Source organism: Paenibacillus sp. RUD330 (genome assembly GCF_002243345.2).
Lineage (GTDB): Bacteria > Bacillota > Bacilli > Paenibacillales > Paenibacillaceae > Paenibacillus_O.
The window spans coordinates 5,254,610-5,277,272 of record NZ_CP022655.2 but is presented as its reverse complement, the minus strand read 5'-3'; the positions used below and the strand labels follow the sequence as shown (position 1 = coordinate 5,277,272).

The window sequence follows — 22,663 nt, the reverse complement described above, 5'->3', positions numbered from 1 at the left end:
GAGAATCGCAGCTGCTCGTTGCCAGTCGCTTGGCGGTTCGCCTTCGCCTCCAGGAGCTCCATTCTCCGCGCTCGACGGCGTGACCGGCGTCCGGCATCCATCCCGTTGCTCTTCAAGGAGCTCCCAGTCATCCTGCGGCTGCCGCCGCTTTCCTATCGAATCCTTCCTTCCGTTCTCAATCGTACTTCCCGCTCATATCCTGCAAGTACAAGCTTGGAGAATTTATCTTCATGCCCGCCTGCGGACAAGCAGGAGAATCCGGATGGAAAGAGAAATAGTCCGGATTGATAATTATACCATTGGGTTAATTAATGGCTATGGTTAAGCTTTCCTCTATGTCTATTTTCAGCCTGGCAGATCGGATAATGGGAGCGGTGATGGGATGGTTGTGGGGAAAAGGGCTGTCATAATCGGCGCCGGACCGGGCGGGCTGGCGGCAGCGATGCTGCTGGCCGCCCAGGGTGTGGACGTGACTGTCGTGGAGAAGCAGCCGTATGTGGGAGGGAGAACCTCGGGCCTGCGCCTGGGAGCATACAGCTTCGACCGCGGGCCGACGTTCCTCATGATGCTTCCCGTCATGGAGGAGCTGTTCCAGCGCAGCGGGCGCAGGCTGCAGGATTATGTGGAGCTGAGGCGCGTCGACCCGCTGTACACATTGAAGTTCGGAGAGAAGGAGTTTTCTCCCGGCGGCAGCCACGGGGACACTGCGGCCCATGTCGAGGAGCTGTTCCCGGGCAATGGGGCGAGCTACCTCCGGTTCATGGAGCGCGAGCGCAAAAAGCTAGCCGCCCTCCTGCCGCTGCTGCGGCAGCCCTTCTCGCGGCGGTCCGACTATCTGTCGGGACGGATGCTGCGCGCGCTCCCGAAAATGGATGTCCTGGACACCGTCCACAGCCGGTTGTCCAAGTATTTTACGGATGAGCGGCTGCGCTGGGCGTTCTCTTTCCAGTCCAAATACCTCGGCATGTCGCCTTGGGAATGTCCCGGGGCCTTCACGATGCTGAGCTTCCTGGAGCATGAATACGGACTCTACCATCCTGTCGGAGGCTTGCACCGGCTCTGCGAGGCGATGGCGCAGGTGGCGCGCGAGCATGGAGGCGTCATCCGCACCGGAATCGGGGCGGAGCGGGTCCTGCTGCACGCCGGCCGCGCCGCGGGCGTCCTTCTGGAGGACGGTACGGCCGTCGAAGCGGACGATGTCGTCATCGGAGCCGATTACGGACATGCCGTCAGCACGCTGTTCGGGCCGGGTGAGCTTCGCCGTCATGCGCCGGCCAAGCTGGAGAAGAAGAAGCTGAGCCTCTCCACATTCATGCTGTATCTGGGCATCGGGGCTCCGCTGCAGCTTCCCCACCACAAGATCGTGTTCGCCGAAGATTACCGCCTCAATGTGGATGACATGACCAAGCGGCTCCGGCTGTCCGAGAACCCGTCCGTCTACATCCACAATCCGTCGCGGCTGGATCCGACCTTGGCTCCGGAAGGCAAATCGGCCGTGTATCTGCTGATGCCGGTGCCCAACAACCGGTCGGGCATCGATTGGGAGCGGGAAGCTCCCGGCATCCGCAGAAGGATGCTGGACGTACTCGCCCGGGAGAGCGGCCTGGCGGAGATCGACAGCCTGATCGAGGAGGAACGGATGCATACGCCTGCGGACTGGGAGAGCGGGTCGTTCGTCTACCGGGGAGCGACCTTCAATCTCGCCCACAGCCTGGATCAGATGATGTATATGCGGCCGCATAACAAGTTCCAGGATGCGGAGCATTGCTTCCTCGTCGGCGGCGGCACCCATCCCGGCAGCGGATTGCCGACGATCGTGCAGTCGGCGATGATCAGCGCGGAGCTGCTGCTGGGGCAGTACGAACGGCAGGCGCGGACGGCTGCTCCTGCGCCGCTGCAGGCGAGGAGGGCGGGGCGATGAGGATTGCCGTCATCGGCGCCGGTGTCGGCGGGCTGGTCTCGGCGCTGCTGCTGCGCCGGCAGGGACACGACATCGACATCTACGAGAAGGAGGCGGTGCCGGGAGGACGGCTGGCCTACGAAGCCGACGAGTCGGGCCTGTACCGGATCGACCGGGGGCCGACGATCGTCCTGCTGCCTGAGCTGCTGAGGGAGATTCTCGCCGAAGCCGGAGTGCCGGACGATGCCGTTCGGCTGCTTCGCTGCGATCCGCTGTACGATTTCTACTACCCGGACGGAACCCGCTGGACCAAGTGGCAGGACAGGGGCCAGCAGGAGGCCAATCTGGAGAGAACGTATTCCGGCGGAGGGGCTGACTTCCGGCGGTACATGGAGGATATGGAGGAGCTGTTCGAATACGGCTTCGATGCGTTCCTATCCCGTTCCTTCCCCGGCATCCGTTCCTTCCTGACGCCTGCCAACCTGAAATTCCTGCTCCGCTCGCGAGCCTACCGGGCTATCGATCCCTGGGCCGGCTCCTACTTCCGCAGCCGCCGGATCCGCGAGGCGTACTCCCTGCAGTCGCTGTACATAGGAGGATCGCCTCAGGAGGCCCCGGCCCTGTACGGCTTGATTCCTTACAGCGAGCACAAGCACGGCATCTGGTACCTGAAAGGCGGATATGCCGGCTTGGCGCCAGTGCTTGAGCAGGCCTGCGCCGAACAGGGCATTCCCATCCGTTGCTCGGCTCCGGTGGACAAGGTTGTCGTGTCGGCCGGACGCTGCACGGGCATCCGGACCGGCGGGGAGGAGCTCAACTACGATGCGGTCGTGTTCAATGGAGACTATCCGGCGCTGGCCGGGCTGCTGGAGGGATGGCGCGGCAAGCCGCGCCGCTTCCGCCCTTCCTCCGGCTGCCTGCTCATCTATGCCGGGACGGCGAGGCGATGGGATCATGCCGGCGTCCATCAGTTCTTCCTGGGCGAGCGCCACGGAGACCATATGAAGGATCTGTTCCGCCGCGGACGCCTGTCCGAGGAGCCCTCCTTCTACATGTTCAACCCTGCTGCCGTCGACCCGGATGCCGCTCCCGAGGGACATAGCGCGCTCTACTTCCTCGTCCCCGTGCCGGCCGACGAGGCTCTGGATTGGGACGGTGCCGGCGAGGAGCTGGCCGGGCGCGTGCTGGAGCGGGCCGAGAGGCTGCTGCTCCCCGGCTTGCGGGAAAGCATACGCTGGCGCCGCATCCGGACGCCGCGCGATGCGGCCCGCGACGGCCTTTACCGGGGAGGCAGCTTCGGCATCGCCCCGGTGCTGACTCAATCCGGCAGCTTCCGTCCTCAGGTCAAGCCGCTTCCGGTTGAGGGGCTGTACGCGGTCGGAGCTTCGGTCCATCCCGGCGGCGGCATTCCGATCGTCATGCAAGGCGCGCGCCTGCTCGCCCAACAAATCGCAAAGGAGCTGGAACCATGTTGAATCCGCGGCTGGCCGCCTCATGCGAGGAGGTCATGAAAAGAAGCTCAGCCAGCTTTTACGAAGCCTTCCGCTTGTTGTCCTCGCCCCGCCGCGAAGCTGTCTTCGTCATCTATGCCTTCTGCCGGATGATCGACGATTCCGTGGACGAGCCGGACAAGGCGGACTACAGCCTGGATGAGCTGGAGGCGCTGTTCGGCAAGCTCGACGAAGCCGAAGGCCACTTCATCTGGCCCTCCCTGCGCTGGCTGATGGCAAGCTTCCCGATCGCGAAGGAGCCGTTCCTGACCCAGATGAGCGGACAGCGGCTGGACCGGGTCCAGACCCATTACGACACGCTGGCGCAGCTGGAGGATTACTGCTATCGGGTAGCCGGCTCCGTCGGCGAAATGCTGCTTCCCGTCCTGCACGAGAGTCCGGACAGGGACATCGTCGAGGCGGGGATCTGGCTCGGCAAAGGCATGCAGGTCGTCAACATCATCCGGGACGTCGGAGAAGACCGCGGTCTTGGAAGGCGGTACATCCCGCTCGAGCTGATGAAGCGCTGCGGGTATCCGGAGGAGCGGTTCGCGGCCGGAGAGGTGGACGCAGCGTTCCGCCGCCTGCTCGGCGAGCTTGCCGGGACGGCCAGGGAATGGTTCGGGCGGGGCCTCGCCCGTCTGTCCTCGTATCCCCAGGAGAGCGCGTTCGCTATCCGCCTGGCCGCCCATTACTATTTCGCCATTCTCCACGCGGTGGAGGAGAACGGATACGATGTCTACGGCAAACGGGCGTATGTGAGCGACGAGGCCAAGAAGACGATTCTCCGTGCCGTTATGGCCGATATGGCCGAGGCGGAGCGGGAAGCCGCCGATCCGGGGGAAGGCTTTACGGCAGCGGAGCAAGCCGGGATGCAGCCCTCGTCTCCGGAGAGGCTGGCTCAATGAGCCGCCCCGTGCAGGAGGAGGCCTTCCCCGTCCATCCTACCGGGAGAACGGACCGGAAGGAGCCGGTGGACTACGGCTTGCAGGATCGCCAAGAGCGGCAGGGAAGCCTGGAACGCCAAGCACGCCAAGAACGCCAAGCACGGCAAGATCAAGGATGGCGGGCGGGTGAAAAGCGGGCAGCGGGGCTTGGGCAGCGGGTCGCTCTTCGGCGGCTTGCGTCCGCTTATCCCGTCACCGCCCTGTTCGCCGTCTGGTATTCCGTCGGCTTCCTGCTCATGGTGTTCGCCGAGGTGCCGAAGCCGCTTGAGTTCTCCAACGGCGTGTTCCTGGTCCTCTACGCGCTCTGTCTCTGCGAGCTGGCCGCGACCGGAACAGGCGCAGCCCGGAAGCATCAGGACGAAGCTCTTTCCCCGCCGGCGGGCTGGAGCCGTCTCGCACTGTCCGCCGCCGGCATCGCGGCGGGCACCTTCGCGGTCGAGTATGCGGGCGTGCATACCGGGTTTCCCTTCGGTTCCTACCGGTACGAAAATACGCTGGGATCGCTGCTCGGCGGCGTTCCGTGGACGATGGGGCTGGCATGGGTCGGAGTCATTCTGAACGGCGCCCTTCTGGCGGGCTCGCAGGGCAGGCTTGTCCGCGCCCTGGAGACGGGCGCATGGGTGGTGCTGCTCGATCTGGTGCTCGATCCTGTCGCGGAGGCGCGGGGATTCTGGCACTGGCAGGACGGCGGAGCCTATTACGGCATCCCGGCCGCTAATTTTGCCGGCTGGTTCGTCGTCGGGGCGCTCCTGTCCCTGCTGCTGCCATCGGGCAAGGTGCCCGCTTCAGTCCGCTTCGCCGCGCTTCGGGTCATGCAGGCAATGCTGCTGCTGTTCGGGCTGCTCGCGGCCAAGGCAGGCCTGATGCCTGTATTTCTGCTGTCGCTGGCGGTCATGGCGGCGGCCGAAGGGAGGGTCCGCTTTGATTCAGGCCGATAAGAAGGCATGGTTCCGGCGGTTGTTTTTCCGCTACCAGAAGCATTACCTGTTCCCGCGATATCTGCACGGCCTGTATGTATCGGGCGACATGGAAGGCGGCCGGGAAGGAACGGACGGCACCGGCGCAGGCGTCCCCGTTCTCTATGCTTGCAACCATGTGTCCTGGTGGGACGGGCTTGTGCTGTTCCAGCTGGCGGAGCAGCTGTCCCGGCAGGACCATTACATCATGATGGACGAGCAGGGCCTCCGGAGATATCCTTTCTTCCGGAAGATCGGGGCGTTCTCGGTCAACCGCGGCCGGCCGCGGGACATGCTGGAATCGCTGGGCTACGCGGAGAGCCTCCTGCAGGCGGGGGCGCCGGTATGGGTCTTCCCGCAGGGCGCCATCACGTCTCCGGACGCGGACATCCGGGCCGCAGGCGGAATCGGCCATCTGATGCGACGGGCCGGACAAGCCGAGCTCAGGCCGGTCACGCTGCGCTATTTGCTCGGCGATCATCAGAAGCCCCTTGCGGCGGTCCGCTTCGGCGAGCCGGTCCGGCGGGATTGGGGCGGGATGGACCGCGGCGAGGCCGCTTCCGAGGTCGAGGCCCTGCTCAGGGAGCAGGCGGCCGAGCAGCGGCGGATTCTTGCGGAATGCCCGCTGCCTGGGACCGGGAACGGATATGAGGCGGTCTGGGAAGGCGGCAGGAGGACGACTGCGGACCGGTACCGGAAGCTGAAGGAGGGGGTCGGGCCATGGCAGCCTTTCTCGCGGCATTGACAGGCGCGCTCGCCGTTCAGCTGCTGTTCGTGCTGTGGAACCGCCGCTACCATGTCGAGCTTGGAGAGCCGGACAGGCACAGGGGGAGCGGGCAAGAGGCTGGAGGCCGGAACAAGAAGGAAGCCGTGAGCCGGGGCGGAAGAGACGGAGCCAGTGCAGAACCCTGCTCGGAGGATTGCAAAATAATGCCGAGTGACATTTCCGTTCTCGTGCCGGCCCGCAATGAAGAAAGGAATATCGGAGACTGCCTGCAAGCGCTGCTGGCGCTGCGCGGGCGGCCGCATGAAATTCTGGTGCTTGACGACCATTCCGAGGATGGAACGGCGTGCATTGTGAGCAGCATCGCCGGCGATCCCGAGACGGGCGTGAAGCTGCTGCAGGGCCTGCCGCTGCCGGAAGGCTGGATGGGCAAGTCCCATGCCTGCTCCCAGCTGGCTCTAGCCGCTTCGGGCCGGTGGCTGCTGTTCGTGGACGCCGATGTCCGGCTTGGCCCGGACGCGCTGGAGGCGGCCGCGGCGGAAGCCTCGCTCCAGAGGAGCGGACTCGTCAGCGGATTTCCCCGGCAGGAGACCGGGGGCTGGATGGAGCGGCTCGTCGTATCCATGATGATGTTCACGATATTGGGCCATCTGCCGCTGCGGCTCGTCTCCCGCTCGGATGATCCGCGCTTCGCCGCCGCCAACGGCGCCTTCGTTCTCGTGGAAGCCCGGAGCTACGCCCGAATAGGCGGGCACGGGGCGGTCCGGGAGTCTTTATTGGACGATATGGATCTGATCCGCCAGGCGAAGCGCCGGGGCGAGCCGGTACGGCTGGCCCGGATCGACCGGATAGCTTCCATGCGGATGTACCGCAGTCCGGGCGAAGTATGGAGCGGTTACCGCAAAAACCTGTTTCCGGGCCTCGGGAGAAGCTTCCCTTTGATGGGATTCGTGTTCTTGGCCTATGCGCTGCTCTATCTGGCGCCTCCGGCCGCCCTGCTCGGCGGCCTGACGGCATGGGCCGTCTCGGGAGCGGCTCCTCTCTGGCTGGGATGGGCCGCGGCCGCTGCGGCGCTGGGAATGGCGGTGAAGACGGCAGCCGACGTATCCAGCGGACTCCCGGCCTGGTACGGCATGTTCATGCCCGCCAGCATCGTCCTCACGATTCTCATCGGCCTGGATTCGGCGCGGGTCCATTATGCCGGAAGCGGCTACGAATGGAAAGGGAGGCGGTACGCATGAGCGGGAGCCGAAAAGCCGTCGTCGTCGGCGCCGGCCTGGGGGGGCTCAGCTGCGCGATCCATCTGGCCCTGCAAGGATGGAACGTGACGGTCGTGGAAAAGGAGCCCCTTCCCGGAGGCAAGCTGCAGCGCGTGGAGGAGGGCGGCTACCGGTTCGACAACGGCCCGAGCACGATGACGATGCAGCCCGTATTCGAAGCGGTGTTCGAGGCGGCCGGGCGGCGCCGAGAGGATTATGTCGAGTTCCATCCTCTCGATCCCGTCGCGCGCAATGCCTTCCATGACGGAACGATCGTGGACGTCACTGGCGACATCGGACACATGGAGGAGCAGATCTCCCGCTACAGTCCGGAGGACGCGCTGAAATACCGGCCGTTCATGAAGGAGAGCGCCCGCTTGTACGAGCTGGCTTCCAGAGAATTTCTCAGCCGCCTCGTGGTGGATTGGCGGGACAAGCTGCAGCCTTCGCTGCTCGCCGGCTTTGGACGGATTCGTCCGTTCACCCCGATGAGCCGGACGATCCGGCATTATTTCCGCCACCCTCATACACTGGCGATGTTCGGGCGTTATGCGACCTATGTCGGCGCATCCCCGCAGCGCGCACCTTCCATCTTCAATATGATGGCCCATGTCGAAGCCGGCCAAGGGGTGTTCGGAGTCAAGGGAGGCACCTATTCCATTGTGGAGGCTTTCGCGAAGCTGGCCGGAGAGCTGGGAGTCGTCATCGCGGCCGGCGATGCGGCCAAGCGGATTCTTATTGCCGGCGGGAAGGCGGCGGGCGTAGAAACCGAAGGCGGCAGCCGGTGGGAGGCCGACGCCGTCGTGGTCAACGCCGATCCGCTGGCGGCCGTGCCCCGCCTGATTCCGGACCATCCGGGGGCTTCCCGGATGAGCAGCCGTCTGCACAGGCTGGAGCCCTCCGTCAGCGGCTTCGTCCTGCTGGCCGGAGTCGAGAGGGACTACCCTCAGCTTCTGCATCACAATGTCTTTTTCCCCGAGCGGTACCATCTCGAATTCGACGACCTGTTCCGCAAAGGAATGCTGCCGGAGAAGCCGGCCGTCTACGTCTGCCGCTCCGGCGGAGGAGCGGGTGCGGAGAGCGCGGGCGAAGGCCCGAGGTCGAGCCTGTTCGTGCTGGTCAACGCTCCCGCGCAGCGCGACGGTTATTCCGTGGAGAACAGGAAGGAAGAATATGCCGCGCGCATTCTGGACTTGCTGGAAGACCGGGGCCTGCAAGGCATCGGCGCGGCTGTCCGGCGGGAAGGAGGCCTGCTTCGGATCCAGACGCCGGATGACCTGCAGCGCCGGACCGGAGCCTGGAGGGGGAGCATCTACGGCATGTCGTCCAACGGCTTCCGCCAGTCCTTCTTCCGCTGTCCGAGCAAGGATTCCCGCCTTGGGAGATTGTGGTATGTCGGAGGCTCGACCCATCCGGGCGGAGGCACTCCGATCGTGACGATCGGCGGGCGGCTGGTGGCGGAGCGCATCGCGGAAGAGGGAGCAAGATCGGGACGGGCATGATGCGGGTCTCGTGACAGACACATTCGGAATGGGCATGAACATGATGCTGATTTCAGCACCGCAGCAAGCGGCGGCAGGACCCGGGGAAGCACCTTCCGCCGGGTCCCTTGCATGCATGCGGACACCCCGCGGCAAGCCGGCCGCCGATCTGAAACCTGGAGCGGCATGGGCCGTACTAACTGTCAATCCATGATCTGACGGCCGCCATACCGCCAGCTGTTCCCGGTGCAGCCGAGAGGATCCTGGGAATACAGACGCAGGAGCGTGGCAGGGATGTCTTTTTTCAAGAATATGATGGCTTCAATCGGAATCGGGTCCGCCCAGGTCGATACGGTTCTGGAAGTATCCTACAGCGGCATTCGTCCAGGGGATGAGATCAACGGACGGGTCATCGTGACGGGAGGGGCGGTACCCCAGCAGATCAACGGCATCGAGCTGCTGCTCATGACCTCCTTCATCAAGGAAGTGAACGACCAGAAGGTCCGGGAAAATGCGGCCATCGCCAGGCTGCCCCTGCGCGCGGCGTTCGAGGTCAAAGCCGGAGGCAAGGAAGAGATCCCGTTCCGCTGGCAGCTGCCGGTGACGTCGCCGGTCACCGCCGGCGGCACGCAGATCTGGGTGAAGACCGCGCTGGATATCGCGAGCTCGCTCGACGCATCGGATGAGGATTACATCAAGGTGCTCCCCCACCCGTTGGTGGGCGAGGTGCTGGAAGCGTTGTCCTCGCTCGGATTCCACACCCGCGAGGTCGAATGCAAATATGCCCCCCACAGCCGGTACGGGACATCTCTCCTGCAGGAATTCGAGCTGGTTCCGGGCAGGGCGTCCGGCTTCGGCAAGCTCGACGAGCTTGAGATCGTCTTCATTCCTTCGGCTGCGTACGTGGATGTGCTGATGGAGGTCGACCGCCGTTCGGGCGGCTTCGCGGAATGGCTGGGTACGGACGAATCCCGCATTTCCTTCCGTCTATACGAGGCGGATATCCAGCGCGGCAGAGCTGCCCTGGCCGAGAACCTGTCCTCCCGCATCCGCAGCTGCATGTAAGAGCTGTCCGGGCGGCATCCGCAGCCTCCAAAGGCTCTTTCCTTGTTTGCTCCTCCGAATTTCCTCTGGCAAGAAATAATACAGTCGAGGGAGAGCGGCAGAGCGATAAATATAGGATCGAAATAAGCAAAGAAGGCCGTCCTCTGCATGTGCAGGGACGGCCTTCTTTGCTGTGGACGATAGGATCAGACCGAAGCCGGCAGCGAGGTCTTCTCCAGGAACAGGCGATGCAGCCCGCGGACCGTCTCGCCCGGCTCGCCGGAGCCGATCGGCCCCTGGCCGTGGATCCGCACGACCGGAATGATCTCGATGCCGGTGCTGGTCAGGAACGCTTCATCCGCAGCCAGCAGCTCGGCCGGCATGAACGGCTCCTCGATGAACGGGATGCCGGCTTCCAGCGCGATGCGGCGGACCGCTTCGCGCCTGATGCCGGGCAGGATCCGATTGGACAGAGGAGCGGTGCGGATGGCGCCGTCCTTGACGAGGTACATGTTGGAGCTGGAGCCCTCGGTGATGAATCCGTCCTCCCGTACGAGCACGGCCTCGAAGCAGCCCGCATCGACGGCAGCCTGCTTGGCCAGCACGTTGGGGAGCAGATTGAGCGACTTGATATGGCAGTTCATCCAGCGCTCGTCGGGATGCAGCAGGACGGACGCCCCTTGCTTGCGCAGCTCGGGATTCACTTCCCTGGAAGGCTTCACCGTCATGGACAGGGAGGCAGGCGCATCCGGGAACGGATGATTGCGGGGAGCGATGCCCCTCGTCAGCTGCATGTAGATATCGACATGGCTCAGCCCGCTCCGTTCCAGCAGCTGGGCCATGACAGCGAGAAGCTCGGCGCGGGAGATGCCGGGATCCAATCGGATCAGCTCCGCGCTGCGGTAGAAGCGGTCGAGATGCTCCTCCAGCATGAAGCCTTTTCCATCGTAGAACCGCATGTACTCGTAGACGCCGTCGCCGAATTGATGGCCGCGCTCCTCTACCGGAACGACCGCCTCGTCCAGCGGGACGAACCGGCCGTTGAAATAAGCCAGACTCATGTTAGCTCCTCCTTCTAGTCCTCTTCCGAAATCAGCTGCAGCCGGGGCCATTTGGCCAGCCACTGCTTGGACGCCGTCCTGCGCAGGAAAAGCCCGGCATCGGAGAGCCGGGGACTTGGCCGCAGCCGGAGGCCGAACAAGTCCTCCAGGCCATGCGGAGCGAGCACGGCGATCGTCCCGTCCTCCCTCATGGCGGCGGCGACGGCCGTCGCCGTCTCCGGCCAGCAGCCCATCGCATCCGCCGCGTCTTCATAAGGCGGAAGGCCGCTGACGGCATGCATGCGCGCCTGGTTTTTGCAGGACCAGCGCAGCTCCGGCATGCCCAAGCTCAGCCGCCGCTCCCAGACCTTCTCCTCCGCTTCGTCCGGATGCTCCTGATCATAATAGATGACGTCCGCATCATCAAGCGGCGTGCGCTCCCGGTAGCCATGCAGGCGGTCCCAGACCAGATTGCGGATATAGCCGGCGGCCAGCCAAGCTTCTTGCGGGCCATGATCTCTCAAATGCCTGAGATGATCGGGAGCTTGCGGATCGGACAGGAGCAGCGCTGCGAGCTGTTGTTCAAGCAGCGGCTTGCGATCGGCTCCATCTGTCGGCAAGAAGCTCCCTTGGATGCTGTTCATCCCCGTACCTCCCTTTTTCAGATGCTGTAAACGGCCGCGCCCCGGACCCGTTGCCGCAGAAATAGCGGGAGCTTGCCGGCTCGGCCGCATGGAGCCGGCTTTCCGAGCGGGCAGCCTTCAGCTCCCCGAAGGGAGAATACGCTGAGCGACGGATGAGAATGAGGAGCGGCATGGCGGCGGAGACGGTCAGGACCGTCCACTCGGATGGTCTTCATCGCTTTGTGAGCGAGCAACTTAAAGGAAGCCTTCTGCGTCTTTGCTTCAAGACTACCACAAACGGAGAATAAAGGAAGGGTTGAAGGATGGAGAACAAGCCGGAAAAAATGGGGGTTGTCCCCAGCGGGTTCCGCGGCTGCCGGATCATCTGGATCAACGGGGCTTTCGGGTCCGGCAAGACGCAGACTGCCTGGGAGCTGCATCGCAGAATTCCGGGTTCCTACGTCTTCGATCCGGAAAATGCCGGCTACTATATCAGGGCCAACCTGCCCGATTCCCTGCAAATGGGGGACTTCCAGGAGTTCGCGTTATGGAGAAGCTTCAATTACGATATGCTGTCCTATCTAGCCGATCGCCACGACGGCGTGCTGCTCGTGCCGATGACGGTGACGGATCCGCACAAATTCGCGGAGATCGCGGGCAGGCTGCGAAGCGACGGAAGGGATCTGCGGCACTATGCGCTGCTCGCTTCCGAAGGAGAGCTGCTTCGGCGGCTGCGCTCCCGGGGCGAAGGCCGCCGTTCCTGGGCTGCGGCGCAGATCGGACGCTGCGTGCGCGATCTGAAGCAGGATGCTTTTGCCGAGCAGCTGGATACCGAGCAATGGAGCGTAGCCGAGACAGCGGAGAGAATCGCGGCGCTCGCCGGCCTTGAGCTGCTTCCTCGCAGCGGCAGGGCGTCCGGGGCTTGGAGCCGGCTGCAGACGAAGCTGCTCCATGTCCGTTGGCAGAAGGGGCTGGGCAGGAAATAACCGCTGGCCATGACCCGAGCTGAGAGGAGAGCCAGCGCCGAGCGGCAAAAAAAAGGACTGCAGCCCCGACGGGGCCGCAGTCCTTGGCTTCCATCAGGCGAGCAGCGAGCGTCCGCGCTTGCCGCTGTCATCGCCCCGGAGGATCAGGCGGCGGGGATTCAGCATCTCCGCCAGCGGATGCTTCTCCCCGGACAGGGCGGCCAGCAGCATCGAGGCCGCCAGCGAGCTGTAGACGGTGCCGTTGCCGCCGCAGCCCATCGAGTGGAAGATGCCAGGCTGCTCCTTGTCTTCCCCGATGAAAGGAAGATCGTCCGCCGACTCGCCGAATGTGCCGCACCAGGCGTACTCCGCTTCGAATTCGGCATCCGGGAAGTAGCGCTTCAGGTCGGCGATCAGCTTATTGGAGCGGTCGCGCAGGAACGTCTCGTCCCCGGCGGGATCCGGACGGTCCTCGTCCAGGCCGCCGGCCACGATTCTTCCGTCGGGCGTCGTCCGGAAGTAGAAGTAAGGCCGAGCCGTTTCCCACACCATGCTGTCCTCCGGCCAGTCCGGCGCGATGCTGCCCGGCCGGGTAGCCAAGGCATAGGTCCGGCGCAGAATCGGCTTCAGCTCCGAGGCGGCGCTGATCCCCGGGATATACCCGGTCGCCACGACAATATGGCTGGCGGCGACCTCGCCGTCCCCCGCGCTGATGACCCAGCTGCCGCCGCGCCGGCGCACCTCGCGGACTGGAGACTGCTCGAAGATGGAGACGCCTTTGTCCGACGCCATCCTCAGCAGCGCCCTCGCGAGCCGGGGCGGATTGGCGAGAGCGTCGCCGTAAGTCGTCATGCTGGCCGGGAAAGCCTCCGCAACGCTGGAGGGCATTGCCGCGGGAGCGCCCCAGGCGACGGGGAAGCCGTTTTTCTCCAGCATCCGGAACTCCCGCATCAGCTTGGCTTCATCTGCTTCCGAGGATGCGGCGTAGAGGCTCGAAGCCGGCCGGAATCCGTCGTTCCATTGGCCTGCTGCGGCGGCCAGGCGGCCGAGCGAGCCGACCGCGCCCCGGCACTGCTCATAGAACCGGACCGCCGCCTGGTCGCCATGCCGGTCCGCCAGCTCGCTCATCATGATATCGTTGGAAAACTGAAGCAGTCCGGTGCTCGCGGCGGTGCTCGCCGCGGCGGCGCGCCTGCCCTCCAGGATGACGGCCGGGATGCCGGCCTCCGCAAGGGAAGCCCCGATGATCGCCCCGGTCATTCCGCCGCCGATGACGGCGACCCGGGTAACGAGCTTTTCCGACAAAGAAGGGTGCCGCCCCAGCTCATCCCGCCGATCCAGCGTCGAAGGCCAGTAAAGAGTACCGTCATGTAGCTTGCGCGCAGGCTGCTTGTTCATCTGCATTTCCTCCCGTGAGGCTTAGTTAGTATTGGCTTAACCTGCCCCGCGAGGAGTTGAACCAGGAACGCTGCGGCGCCGTCAGCTCTTCGCTTAGGGCGAAGCCAGGATATTCCCGTCCTACGGCCATCGTTCCCCTTACTTCGACACAGCAGGTAGGTTATACTTGGTAAGCCTGGGATAAGGACGGGCTTCAAGAGGGCGGGCGCCTTATATGGGGGAGCCTCCGGGAGCCTGGAAGGCGGGAAAACGGTAATTATTGGACGACGGAAGGAAATGCTTCAGGACGCGTCGAACTATATTACTGGGTATCACCATCACCAGCCGCATTTGTTTTTGGCAATTCTTCGTAATTTTGATTTGGAGCATCAGCGTCAATCAGCCTCGGAGTGGCGGGAATCCTGCGTTTTTGGTGAAGGAATCATTCCATGCTAGCACAGCCTCCGCGGCATTGCGGAGAGCGAAGGAGGAGACAAGATGAAGGTACATTTTCAAGTAGGCAACGACAACGGCAACAGCGAGCATGACCTGTTCGTCGACGGCAAAATGATCCGCCAGCCGAACGTGTGCTGCCGGGTGGACAAGCTTCCATGGAGCGACGAGCTTCCGCCGGAAAGCTTCATCCGCAACCTGCAGGACCAGCTGATCGTCACGATCGATTCGCCCGCGGCGCGCCCCGGGATGTACTATATCGGCAAGTTCGCCCTGATGAGCGGCGAGCTGCTGGAGAACCTGCAGATCGGCATCGACAACAAGAGCGACATGGATCTGCCGATCATCAACACGTTGGCGCAGGTGGCGGCCGTAGCGGTTCAGCGTGCCTATGACGAAGCGAAGGGCGTTCCGACGGAGCCTGTAGAGGCGACGGTCGACATGGCTACCGCTCTGCCGGTCACGCAGCATACCGACGAGACGGCGGCCAAGTTCGAAGCGAAGTTCATGGAAGGAACCCATCGCGTTACCGTTCACCTGAACAAGGTCCGCGTTCCGGTATCCATCGACTTCGAATACGTCAAGGCGATTCCGGAGGCGACGCCGGTCGTGTTCGCCCTGCAGAAGGACCGCGAGGGCAACTGGCGCTCCGGCGATATCTTCCAGGAGTTCGTGGACCGGTACGAGCTCGGAGCGAAGTTCACGGGGGCTTACTTCAAGGACAAGCGTGTCCTGCACACGGATATCGGCGACGGATCGACGGAATATCCGATTACCGAGGGCAACAAGTTCCTGCGCCAATTCGTGCACGGCAGCCATCACGGCGCCGGCTATGCGATCGAGGAAGCGCTGGATGACTTCAACCGCCTCGTGCATCTGCCGGACAGCCCGCGCCAGTTCTTCAGCGACGTCATCAAAAACCCGGCGCACAAGTACCACAGCCGGGCCATCCAGACGCTGCGCCGTCCTCTCGAAGGACAAGCCCGCCACATCGTGCAGAACATCCGCAAGCAGCTGACCAAGGCGCGCAACGAGATCGACGTCATCTGCGTGTATGGCGGCGGCAGCGTCCTGATGAAGCCGATTCTGCAGCCGATGCTCGAGGAGCTGTGCGAGGAGCGCGAGATCAAGCTTCTGTACATACCGGCCGAGCATGCCGTAACGATGAATGCCGAGGGATTGGACGCCTTCGTGCGCGGCAAGATCTTCGAAGCGCTGAAGTCGAAAGGTCCTAAGCAGCCGGCATAGGCGAGAAGGGTACAGGGGGTGAAGCCGGGTGAAGAAGATCAAGCAGCCCGGAGAGAATATCAGCCTGAAAACGAAAAAGAACGAATCTCCGGATGTGATGGACTGGATCAACGGCCAGTCCAATCTGATGGATTCGATCCGTTATCTGGTTGAAAACGAGATCCGCCAGCATGGCGTGCGGAATCTGCAGCTGCTCATTCCGTCCGAGAGGGGAACCTTGGTGGCCGGAAGCGGAGCGGGCATCGGCACGGCAGCCGCCCTGGCGGCCGCGCCGGCGGCAGCCGAGGAAGCCGCCGCCGGTCGGCGCGAGAGCGCGGCGGCGATCGAAGCCGAAGCGCCTGCTGCCGATGAGCTGCCGGCAACGGAGGCGGAGGAGCCGGCAGCCGTCGGCGAAGCTCCGCAGCCGGAGCCGAGCCCGGCCGCGGAGGAGCCCGTCGCCGGGCAAGCCGCGGCGGCGGAAGACGATATCGACGACGACGATATCGACAGCTGGATGTAAGCAGAGCCCCGGGAGCTCCGTAAGCGGAGCGGTCCCGGGGATTTTTTTGCCCATGGGGATGATTGCCGCTCCTTAGGGCCCGGATTCCCAGTTTCCATCCGATCCGGCCCATGCTCCGCGGAATGAGAAGGCGCAACGGCCGGCCCTTGTTGGTAATTCAGACATGTATAGGCAATATTGCGCCATAATATTAGCGTACCCGTAATTTTCTTTTGCAGTTGCAGCCGTTAAGTTGTAAACTATCGGTAGAAGTTCCGTGCCGACCGCCTGGCCGACAACGATAAGGTAGTCTTTGACTCACTCGACGTTTTCTCGGTGCCCAGGCTGGAAGCGGCCGTTTTTTTGCGCAATGACCTTTTTCATGGCTTGGACTGATATGTGAATTTTGGTACAAACTCAGACTTGCCGGAGATCGTATTATTCCGCAACGAGGCTGCTCCCATTCGCTGTGCGCATGATGACAACGTCCCCGCCCTCGGCCGCGACCCTGCGGAAGTTGACAGCAGCGGACGCAAGAAATCGCGGACAACCGAGGGACGGAACCGCATTTCCAGAGCAAAGGAGGAAGTAATTCCATGTCCGAAAACCAACCAACTCAAGCGGTGGCGACTCAAGAGCCATCCGCGGCGGTACAGCAGCGCGATATCCTCGACCAGCTCATGAAGCCGGAAGTTCAGGAGTCCCTTACGGTACTTGTGGATAATCTTCCGAAGCTGGCCGAAATCGTCACGCTCATGACCAAATCCTACGATGTAGCCAAGTCGCTCGCGACGGACAAAGTGCTCATCAACGACTTCGGAGGCGGACTCGGCGAGATGGTGAAGCCGATCGTCGACAAGACCAAGACCGTCGCCCAAGCAGCTATCGAAGCCGGCGACCAAGTCAGCCACGAGTCTTCCAGCGTAGGCCTCTTCGGCCTGCTGCGCATGCTGAAGGACCCGAACGTCCAGCGCACGCTTCGCTTCACGCAGGCATTCCTGGACAATCTCGGCGAAAAGCAGAAGAACCAAAACTAACCCGCGCACTCCCCGCGGGGAGGCTGCATAGAACGTGAACGGAGGATGAACATGGCGAAGCATATTCTTATCCTGGGCGGCGGCTACGGCGGCCTGCTGGCCGCAACGACGGCACGCACGCACTTTACGCCGCAGGAAGCCCAGATTACGGTTGTCAACCGGATCAACGCGCACCAAATCATCACCGAGCTGCACCGTCTTGCCGTCGGCAACCTGTCCGAAGGCAATGTGGCGCTTCCGCTGGACAAGCTGCTGCGCGGCAAAGACATCGACCTGAAAATCGGCGAAGTCGCTGAAATTAAGCCGGACGAGAAGCAAGTGAAGCTGTCTACCGGCACGACTCTGTCCTACGATGCGCTTGTTGTCGCACTGGGCAGCGAGACGGCATTCTTCGGCATTCCAGGCCTGCAGGAGCACAGCTTCACGCTGAAATCCGTTGCAGATGCGAACAAGCTGAAAGCCCATGTCGAAGCATCCGTGGCGAAATACAAGCAGTCCGGCAACAAAGCCGACCTGACGTTCGTCGTCGGCGGCGGCGGCCTGACGGGCATCGAGCTTGTGGGCGAATTCGCCGACATGCTGCCCGGCCTCGTGAAAAAACACGGCATCAGCTATGACGAAGTATCCCTGTACTGCGTCGAGGCTGCTCCTACGATCCTGCCCGGCTTCCCGGCCGAGCTGGTAGAGCGCGCGACGACTTCCCTCGAGAAGCGCGGCGTCGTGTTCAAAACCGGCCTGCCGATCACGGAAATGAAAGGCACGACCGTATCCTTGAAGGACGGCAGCACGATCGAATCGAGCACGGTCATCTGGACGGGCGGCGTGCAAGGCACGGCCGTCGTGGCCAACTCCGGCATCGAAGTCAACCGCGGCCGCGCCACGGTTACGGAAGGCCTGCAGTCGACCTCGCATCCGGATGTATTCATTGCCGGAGACAGCGCTGTAGTCATGGGTCCGGAAGGACGTCCGTTCCCTCCTACGGCTCAGCTGGCTTGGCAGATGGGCGAACTCATCGGCGCCAACATGTACGCCTACTTCAACGGTCATCAGCTGGACTCGTTCTCACCGGTCTTCTCCGGTACGCTCGGTTCGCTCGGCCGCAAGGATGCAATCGGCACGATCGGCGGCAACCAGACCCGCCTCAAAGGCCTGCCGGCCACGCTGATGAAGGAAGCTTCCAACATCCGCTACCTGTCGCACATCAACGGCCTGTTCTCCCTGGCTTACTAATCCGTGCCGCATCCGGGGCCGACCCGGATGCGACCGCATGGCAGAACCGCATGGACATCCTCCATGCGGTTCTTTTTCATTCCCGGGAAGATGGCTCTCCCGAATGCATGCCCATCCCAATGTGAGGAGCACCGGGATGCAGCGCCAAGTCGGGAGCTTGTTGTCTTCCTTGCAGGCCGCCGCGGATTTTTATCTCCGTTTAACCTGGGGTCGTGGCGGGTAAGGAATACTATACCCGCTACAACAGGAAAAGGAGCGATAACCATGGCAGACGGACTTAGCGATAAAATGAAGGGCGCAGTCAACAAGGTGAAAGGCGAAGCCAAGGACCAATGGGGCAACGCTACCGACAACCACAAGCTTCAAGCGGAAGGGAAGCTGGATAAAGCCAAAGGCGAAGTCCAGGAAAAGGTCGGAGAGTTCAAGGACCGGCATTGAAACTGAAGCGAGCAAAGACTCTTGTCTCCAAACGGAGCAAGGGTCTTTTTTTGCATGCAGACAACCTTTGTTTCCCGGAATCATCCGATAGGGGAGGACGTAGGCATGGAGCTGGGCTGGAATTCCAGAACGGTTCGCGAGGAGCTTCCTGATTTCTTGAACGGTTCCGGGGAGAGACAGCCATGATGGGCCGGCCATTGTCGGGGAGATCCGGAGGAGGAGCGGGCGCTCCGTCCGCAGGAGGAGGCGCAGTTCCATCCCGCGCCGCTGGGAGGCGCCGCTGACGGGTTCTATAATGAGGTCAATTGACAACGACATTATGGAACCGAAAGGATGACCGACCTTGAAGGACTTGATTCGCAACGGGGTGTTCATGCGCCTGTTTCTCGCTACGGTCTGCTCTCAGCTGGCCTCTACGATCGGAGCGATGGCGTTCGCCTTTTACATGCTCGATCGTTTTTCCTCCCAGCCTGCTTATGCTTCCATCGCTGAAATGCTCTACTCCGCGCCTACCGTCTTCGTTTTTCTGTTTATCGGAGTGCTCGCAGACCGCTTTGACCGCAAGAAGATCGCAGAGAATACCGGATGGATCCGCACCGGATTGTCGCTCTGCATGCTGGGAGCATTGGCTGCGGGGCTATGGCTGCCGATCATCTTCCTGATCCTATTCGTCCGGGCCGGTGTGACCAAGTTCTATGCCCCTGCCGAAACAGCGATGATTCAAGGCATCCTGAAGGAAGATCAGTACGTGAAGGCCTCGGGACTGAACCAATCCGTATTCGGAGTGTTCATGCTGTTCGGAACGGGAATAGGAGCCTTTGTGTACCATACCGTCGGAATCATGGGCGCGGTAATCATCGATACGGTCGGATTCCTGCTCACAGCCCTTCTTATCCGCTCATTGAAGCTGCCCGTCGAGGTGACGCTGCCGAACGGCAAGCAGCCGCTCTCCTCCCTCAATATGAGATCGGTATGGGGGGATTTCAGCGTCGGCTTCCGGTATATTTTCAGCCGCAAGCTTCTGATTGCCCTGATATCCGGATTTGCGTTGTTCGGATTGATCAACGGCTCCTTCGCGATCCTGCCCATGCTGACGATGAAATACCATCTGGCCCCGGACAACTACCAGCTGTACGCCTCGCTGTTCTCCGTCTTTCTCGGCATCGGCTTCCTGGCGGGGAGCGCGCTGGGCTCCATGCTGATCGATAAATTCAAGATGCATCAAGTTCTCATCGCATGCGTCCTGGCATCCGGCCTGATCGCCTTGGTTCTGGGCTTTGTAGCGTCTCCTTGGATATACCTGACTCTAATTCTGGTGATGGGAATCATCCTCGCTCCGCTCAACATCGTCATCGGCGGCTGGCTGCCCAAGCTGGTGGAGCCTTCCAAGATGGGGCGCGTGAGCGCCTGGATCGATCCTATCATGATGGCCGGACAGACGCTGATGCTCGGCCTCATCGCTTGGCTGTACCCCTCGCATTTCACGCTGCTGGGGCTGTACCTGTTCATAGCTGTGCTGCTGCTGCTGACCTTCGTCATCTATATCTTCACGCTTCCCCGCTTTGTCCGCGAAGAAGAAGGGGCCGCCCGCAACGACAGGAAAGGGACGGCCGTTGAAACCGGGCTCTAATCTTCGGGAGGGAGAGGCGATTCGGCGGTTTGATGGCAAATGGCAGCCTGGAAGGCTCTTGAATCCGTTCGTTGCAATGTGGGTATGTGTTTAATGTTCGGAATAAATGCAGTCTCTCCCTCTTTTTCTCCGATATATTTGCCAAAAAAGCCTAAATGAACTTGTTTCCCCGTTCAATTTCTCCGACATCCGTTCGTTTGTGCGGTTTTTGTTGAATGATGACGCCTATGCGCGTATTTCTGCGATCTTCCCTTTGGCTGAGCGGCATTCATGGGCGTTTTGCCGAGATTTGCTGAGCAGCCTCATCGTCACCTTGCCGCAGGTTTACATCCGGTTTGTCCGCTGCCGCCTTTTTATTCCATCGCCTCGGCCGAATTGGTTTTCGTCGAGATCGGCCCGTTCCCTGCGACGGGTCTTTTTGTTTCGCCAAGTTCAAAATCCGCTCCAAGGAAATTATGTATCTAAATTAAACGTTCATTGCAAGGGATATCTAATTATAATAACTGTTTGAATCGGTTTTTGCGTGGAATTTATTTATGCTTATTAAACTTTTCGGTTCATGCCTGACATCGGCCGGACGACTGTTCCGCTAGAAGTGAGGATATAGTCGGTTGCTTGCCATAGGGCAGCATTCCTTTGAGGCGGGATGCGGCGTTGTGGCGGAGCTGGTCGTCTGAGGCGGTCGGCTGGCCGTGCCAGAGCAAACGTAATCGATTGTTGGATCTGCTGGATCTGCTGGACACATGAAAGGCATTATTCGGGAGGGAGGGGCGACGTAAGGGATAAAGTCTGTGAGAGAGAAAAATCGGGGGTTGATTCCGATCGGCAGAGCTCTCATTGAGATTGAATGTTCGTGTTTAAACAACCCTGCCCCTCTTTTTGAAGTGAATTACAGCCAATAAAGCCCAAAAGCGGTTATTTTGCCGTTCATTCCTGTCTGGTTTCGTCTTTTTCATGCGGTTTTTGTTGAAATGCCCCGGTTTTCAGCTGTTATCATCCTTGCCGGATTCATAGCTGCATTCCGAATGCGCCTTGCATGATAGAATGGAATGATTCCTTCATGCCATCGGCGATTCCAAGCCATGCTGTATAGCCGGAGATCGAATTATTGATTTCAGAATAATTTAAAAGTTTAAATCATGCAATTAAAAACCCTCCCCGCATGGCGGAAAGGGTTGGTTTTGTTCCGCAGAACAAGGATCGACTAGGGGACTAAAGGGCGACTAGTACAGGAATGCGCGGCTGATGATGACCAGCAGGATGAAGAGAACCAGAATAGCGCCTGTGCTGGAATATCCGAATCCGCCGCCGTAGCCGCCAACTGCTCCGCCAACTCCGTAAGACATGTGCAAATCCCCCTTAGGTTTAATAAGTTATTTTATGATTGTTGCCATCGTGATGTTTGGGCGGGAGGTACAATTGTGCGCGAGCCCAGCTGCACCTTCCTCATGCTATGCTAATAGAGGAAAGCCCGGCTGATGATAACCAGCAGAATGAAGAGAACAAGGATGGCTCCAGTGTTCGTCCACACACCACCGTATCCGACTCCTCCGCAGCCTGCTCCTACTCCGCCAACGCCGTATGACATTTGTCAAATCCCCTTTCGCTTGAGATAACACATCATACGCGGGAGCGGAACGGGATGTTTGGGCAGGAAGGGCATCAGACGAGAAATGGGCGTGCGCGCCGATGAAAGCTTCGGCGGCATTTGAGAGCATGGGAAAACGCCGGATCGCGAGCGATCCGGCGTCTGCCGAGGAGCTGCTTAGACGAAGAAAATGCTGCTGATGATGACCAGCAGAATGAAGAGAACCAGAATGATTCCGGTGCTGTTTACGCCGCCGCGAACGGCTTCAACTTTTGTTTCTGCGCCTTCTACATATTCAGACATGTCAAAACTCCTTTGTTGTGGAATGCTACAATGTATGAGCCGCGAAGGCATGCCGATTGGACGGGAAGGACAAATGTGCGCTTGGCTACGTTCGCGTTCGAATCCGGCTTCCAGCGGAATCAAAACGGCAAGAAAAAGCCTCCTGAAGGCTGCCTGCCTTCAGAAGGCATTTCGTTTTGTCCTCGGACTCGTACAGGAATGCGCGGCTGATGATGACGAGCAGAATGAAGAGTACCAGGATGGCGCCTATGCTGGAATAGCAAAAGCCGCCACGGGCGGCTTCGACGGTTTCTGCGCCTTCTACGTTTTCGGCCATTTCAACTCTCCTTTGCAATGGAATGATGCAGCGCATGATTTTTCCTCGCATGTCGATTGGATGGGGAGGACAAATGTGCGCTCGGCCATTTCCAGATGTCATCGGCCTCTGAAGGAAAGCTAAAACCTCCTGAAGG

At 61.3% G+C, this 22,663-nt stretch carries 22 protein-coding genes; 16 read left to right on the top strand and 6 right to left on the bottom strand.

Features of this window, described 5'->3' with window-relative positions:
- Positions 1 to 382 precede the first annotated feature (382 nt).
- The 8 genes from CIC07_RS23850 to CIC07_RS23815 all read left to right on the top strand — a co-directional run bounded on the left by CIC07_RS23850 (position 383) and on the right by CIC07_RS23815 (position 9,822).
- A complete protein-coding gene (locus CIC07_RS23850; protein ID WP_076357568.1) occupies positions 383 to 1,921 on the top strand; it encodes a phytoene desaturase family protein in 1,539 nt (512 codons plus the stop codon).
- Positions 1,918 to 3,375 carry a phytoene desaturase family protein gene (locus CIC07_RS23845; protein WP_076357570.1) on the top strand — a complete coding sequence of 486 codons (1,458 nt, stop codon included), beginning with the start codon at positions 1,918 to 1,920 and terminating at the stop codon, positions 3,373 to 3,375. Before CIC07_RS23850 ends, CIC07_RS23845 begins: the two co-directional genes overlap by 4 nt.
- Positions 3,369 to 4,298, top strand: coding sequence for a phytoene/squalene synthase family protein (locus CIC07_RS23840; protein WP_076357572.1), 930 nt, complete (start codon positions 3,369 to 3,371; stop codon positions 4,296 to 4,298). The genes CIC07_RS23845 and CIC07_RS23840 overlap by 7 nt, the downstream gene beginning before the upstream one ends.
- Positions 4,295 to 5,275: a carotenoid biosynthesis protein gene (locus CIC07_RS23835; protein WP_094248280.1), complete on the top strand. Its 981-nt coding sequence runs from the start codon at positions 4,295 to 4,297 to the stop codon at positions 5,273 to 5,275. The genes CIC07_RS23840 and CIC07_RS23835 overlap by 4 nt, the downstream gene beginning before the upstream one ends.
- Positions 5,259 to 6,038, top strand: a complete 780-nt coding sequence (locus tag CIC07_RS23830) for a lysophospholipid acyltransferase family protein (RefSeq protein WP_076357574.1) — start codon at positions 5,259 to 5,261, stop codon at positions 6,036 to 6,038. The genes CIC07_RS23835 and CIC07_RS23830 overlap by 17 nt, the downstream gene beginning before the upstream one ends.
- Positions 6,014 to 7,258 carry a glycosyltransferase family 2 protein gene (locus CIC07_RS23825; protein ID WP_076357576.1) on the top strand — a complete coding sequence of 415 codons (1,245 nt, stop codon included), beginning with the start codon at positions 6,014 to 6,016 and terminating at the stop codon, positions 7,256 to 7,258. The genes CIC07_RS23830 and CIC07_RS23825 overlap by 25 nt, the downstream gene beginning before the upstream one ends.
- A complete protein-coding gene (locus CIC07_RS23820) occupies positions 7,255 to 8,778 on the top strand; it encodes a phytoene desaturase family protein (protein ID WP_083688187.1) in 1,524 nt (507 codons plus the stop codon). Before CIC07_RS23825 ends, CIC07_RS23820 begins: the two co-directional genes overlap by 4 nt.
- Positions 8,779 to 9,051: 273 nt before the next feature.
- Complete coding sequence (locus CIC07_RS23815) at positions 9,052 to 9,822, top strand: sporulation protein (RefSeq protein WP_076357580.1); 771 nt, start codon at positions 9,052 to 9,054, stop codon at positions 9,820 to 9,822.
- Between the two features lie 185 nt (positions 9,823 to 10,007).
- On the opposite strand, the gene dat is transcribed toward CIC07_RS23815, so the two are convergent.
- Complete coding sequence (dat, locus tag CIC07_RS23810) at positions 10,008 to 10,862, bottom strand: D-amino-acid transaminase (RefSeq protein WP_076357582.1); 855 nt, start codon at positions 10,860 to 10,862, stop codon at positions 10,008 to 10,010.
- Positions 10,863 to 10,876: 14 nt separating this feature from the next.
- Positions 10,877 to 11,485 (bottom strand): nucleotidyltransferase family protein, encoded by a 609-nt coding sequence (locus tag CIC07_RS23805; RefSeq protein ID WP_157741976.1) that lies wholly within the window; start codon positions 11,483 to 11,485, stop codon positions 10,877 to 10,879.
- A 302-nt stretch (positions 11,486 to 11,787) separates the two neighbouring features.
- Here CIC07_RS23805 and CIC07_RS23800 point away from each other — a divergent pair, with 302 nt between their 5' ends.
- Complete coding sequence (locus CIC07_RS23800; protein ID WP_234992960.1) at positions 11,788 to 12,450, top strand: AAA family ATPase; 663 nt, start codon at positions 11,788 to 11,790, stop codon at positions 12,448 to 12,450.
- A 93-nt stretch (positions 12,451 to 12,543) separates the two neighbouring features.
- On the opposite strand, the gene CIC07_RS23795 is transcribed toward CIC07_RS23800, so the two are convergent.
- A complete protein-coding gene (locus CIC07_RS23795) occupies positions 12,544 to 13,827 on the bottom strand; it encodes an NAD(P)/FAD-dependent oxidoreductase (RefSeq protein WP_076357586.1) in 1,284 nt (427 codons plus the stop codon).
- Positions 13,828 to 14,304: 477 nt separating this feature from the next.
- On the opposite strand from CIC07_RS23795, the gene CIC07_RS23790 reads away from it, so the two are divergent.
- From CIC07_RS23790 to CIC07_RS23765, 6 genes are all read left to right on the top strand, one after another.
- A complete protein-coding gene (locus CIC07_RS23790; RefSeq protein WP_049868464.1) occupies positions 14,305 to 15,507 on the top strand; it encodes a ParM/StbA family protein in 1,203 nt (400 codons plus the stop codon).
- 28 nt (positions 15,508 to 15,535) lie between these two features.
- Positions 15,536 to 16,006: a hypothetical protein gene (locus CIC07_RS23785; RefSeq protein ID WP_076357588.1), complete on the top strand. Its 471-nt coding sequence runs from the start codon at positions 15,536 to 15,538 to the stop codon at positions 16,004 to 16,006.
- 575 nt (positions 16,007 to 16,581) lie between these two features.
- Positions 16,582 to 17,022, top strand: coding sequence for a DUF1641 domain-containing protein (locus CIC07_RS23780; RefSeq protein WP_048747568.1), 441 nt, complete (start codon positions 16,582 to 16,584; stop codon positions 17,020 to 17,022).
- Positions 17,023 to 17,073: 51 nt separating this feature from the next.
- Positions 17,074 to 18,252: an NAD(P)/FAD-dependent oxidoreductase gene (locus tag CIC07_RS23775; protein WP_076357590.1), complete on the top strand. Its 1,179-nt coding sequence runs from the start codon at positions 17,074 to 17,076 to the stop codon at positions 18,250 to 18,252.
- A gap of 264 nt (positions 18,253 to 18,516) precedes the next feature.
- Complete coding sequence (locus CIC07_RS23770) at positions 18,517 to 18,690, top strand: CsbD family protein (RefSeq protein ID WP_076357592.1); 174 nt, start codon at positions 18,517 to 18,519, stop codon at positions 18,688 to 18,690.
- A 343-nt stretch (positions 18,691 to 19,033) separates the two neighbouring features.
- A complete protein-coding gene (locus CIC07_RS23765; RefSeq protein WP_083688193.1) occupies positions 19,034 to 20,320 on the top strand; it encodes an MFS transporter in 1,287 nt (428 codons plus the stop codon).
- A 1,223-nt stretch (positions 20,321 to 21,543) separates the two neighbouring features.
- On the opposite strand, the gene CIC07_RS25250 is transcribed toward CIC07_RS23765, so the two are convergent.
- From CIC07_RS25250 to CIC07_RS23760, 3 genes are all read right to left on the bottom strand, one after another.
- On the bottom strand, positions 21,544 to 21,666 hold the full coding sequence (locus CIC07_RS25250) for a sporulation protein YjcZ (protein ID WP_200801152.1): 123 nt from the start codon (positions 21,664 to 21,666) through the stop codon (positions 21,544 to 21,546).
- A 110-nt stretch (positions 21,667 to 21,776) separates the two neighbouring features.
- On the bottom strand, positions 21,777 to 21,908 hold the full coding sequence (locus tag CIC07_RS25555; RefSeq protein ID WP_217900070.1) for a YjcZ family sporulation protein: 132 nt from the start codon (positions 21,906 to 21,908) through the stop codon (positions 21,777 to 21,779).
- 177 nt (positions 21,909 to 22,085) lie between these two features.
- Positions 22,086 to 22,211, bottom strand: coding sequence for a sporulation protein YjcZ (locus CIC07_RS23760; protein WP_121235010.1), 126 nt, complete (start codon positions 22,209 to 22,211; stop codon positions 22,086 to 22,088).
- 34 nt (positions 22,212 to 22,245) lie between these two features.
- Between CIC07_RS23760 and CIC07_RS23755 the strand changes: the two genes are divergently transcribed.
- On the top strand, positions 22,246 to 22,650 hold the full coding sequence (locus CIC07_RS23755; RefSeq protein ID WP_157741975.1) for a hypothetical protein: 405 nt from the start codon (positions 22,246 to 22,248) through the stop codon (positions 22,648 to 22,650).
- The last annotated feature ends 13 nt before the right edge of the window (positions 22,651 to 22,663 follow it).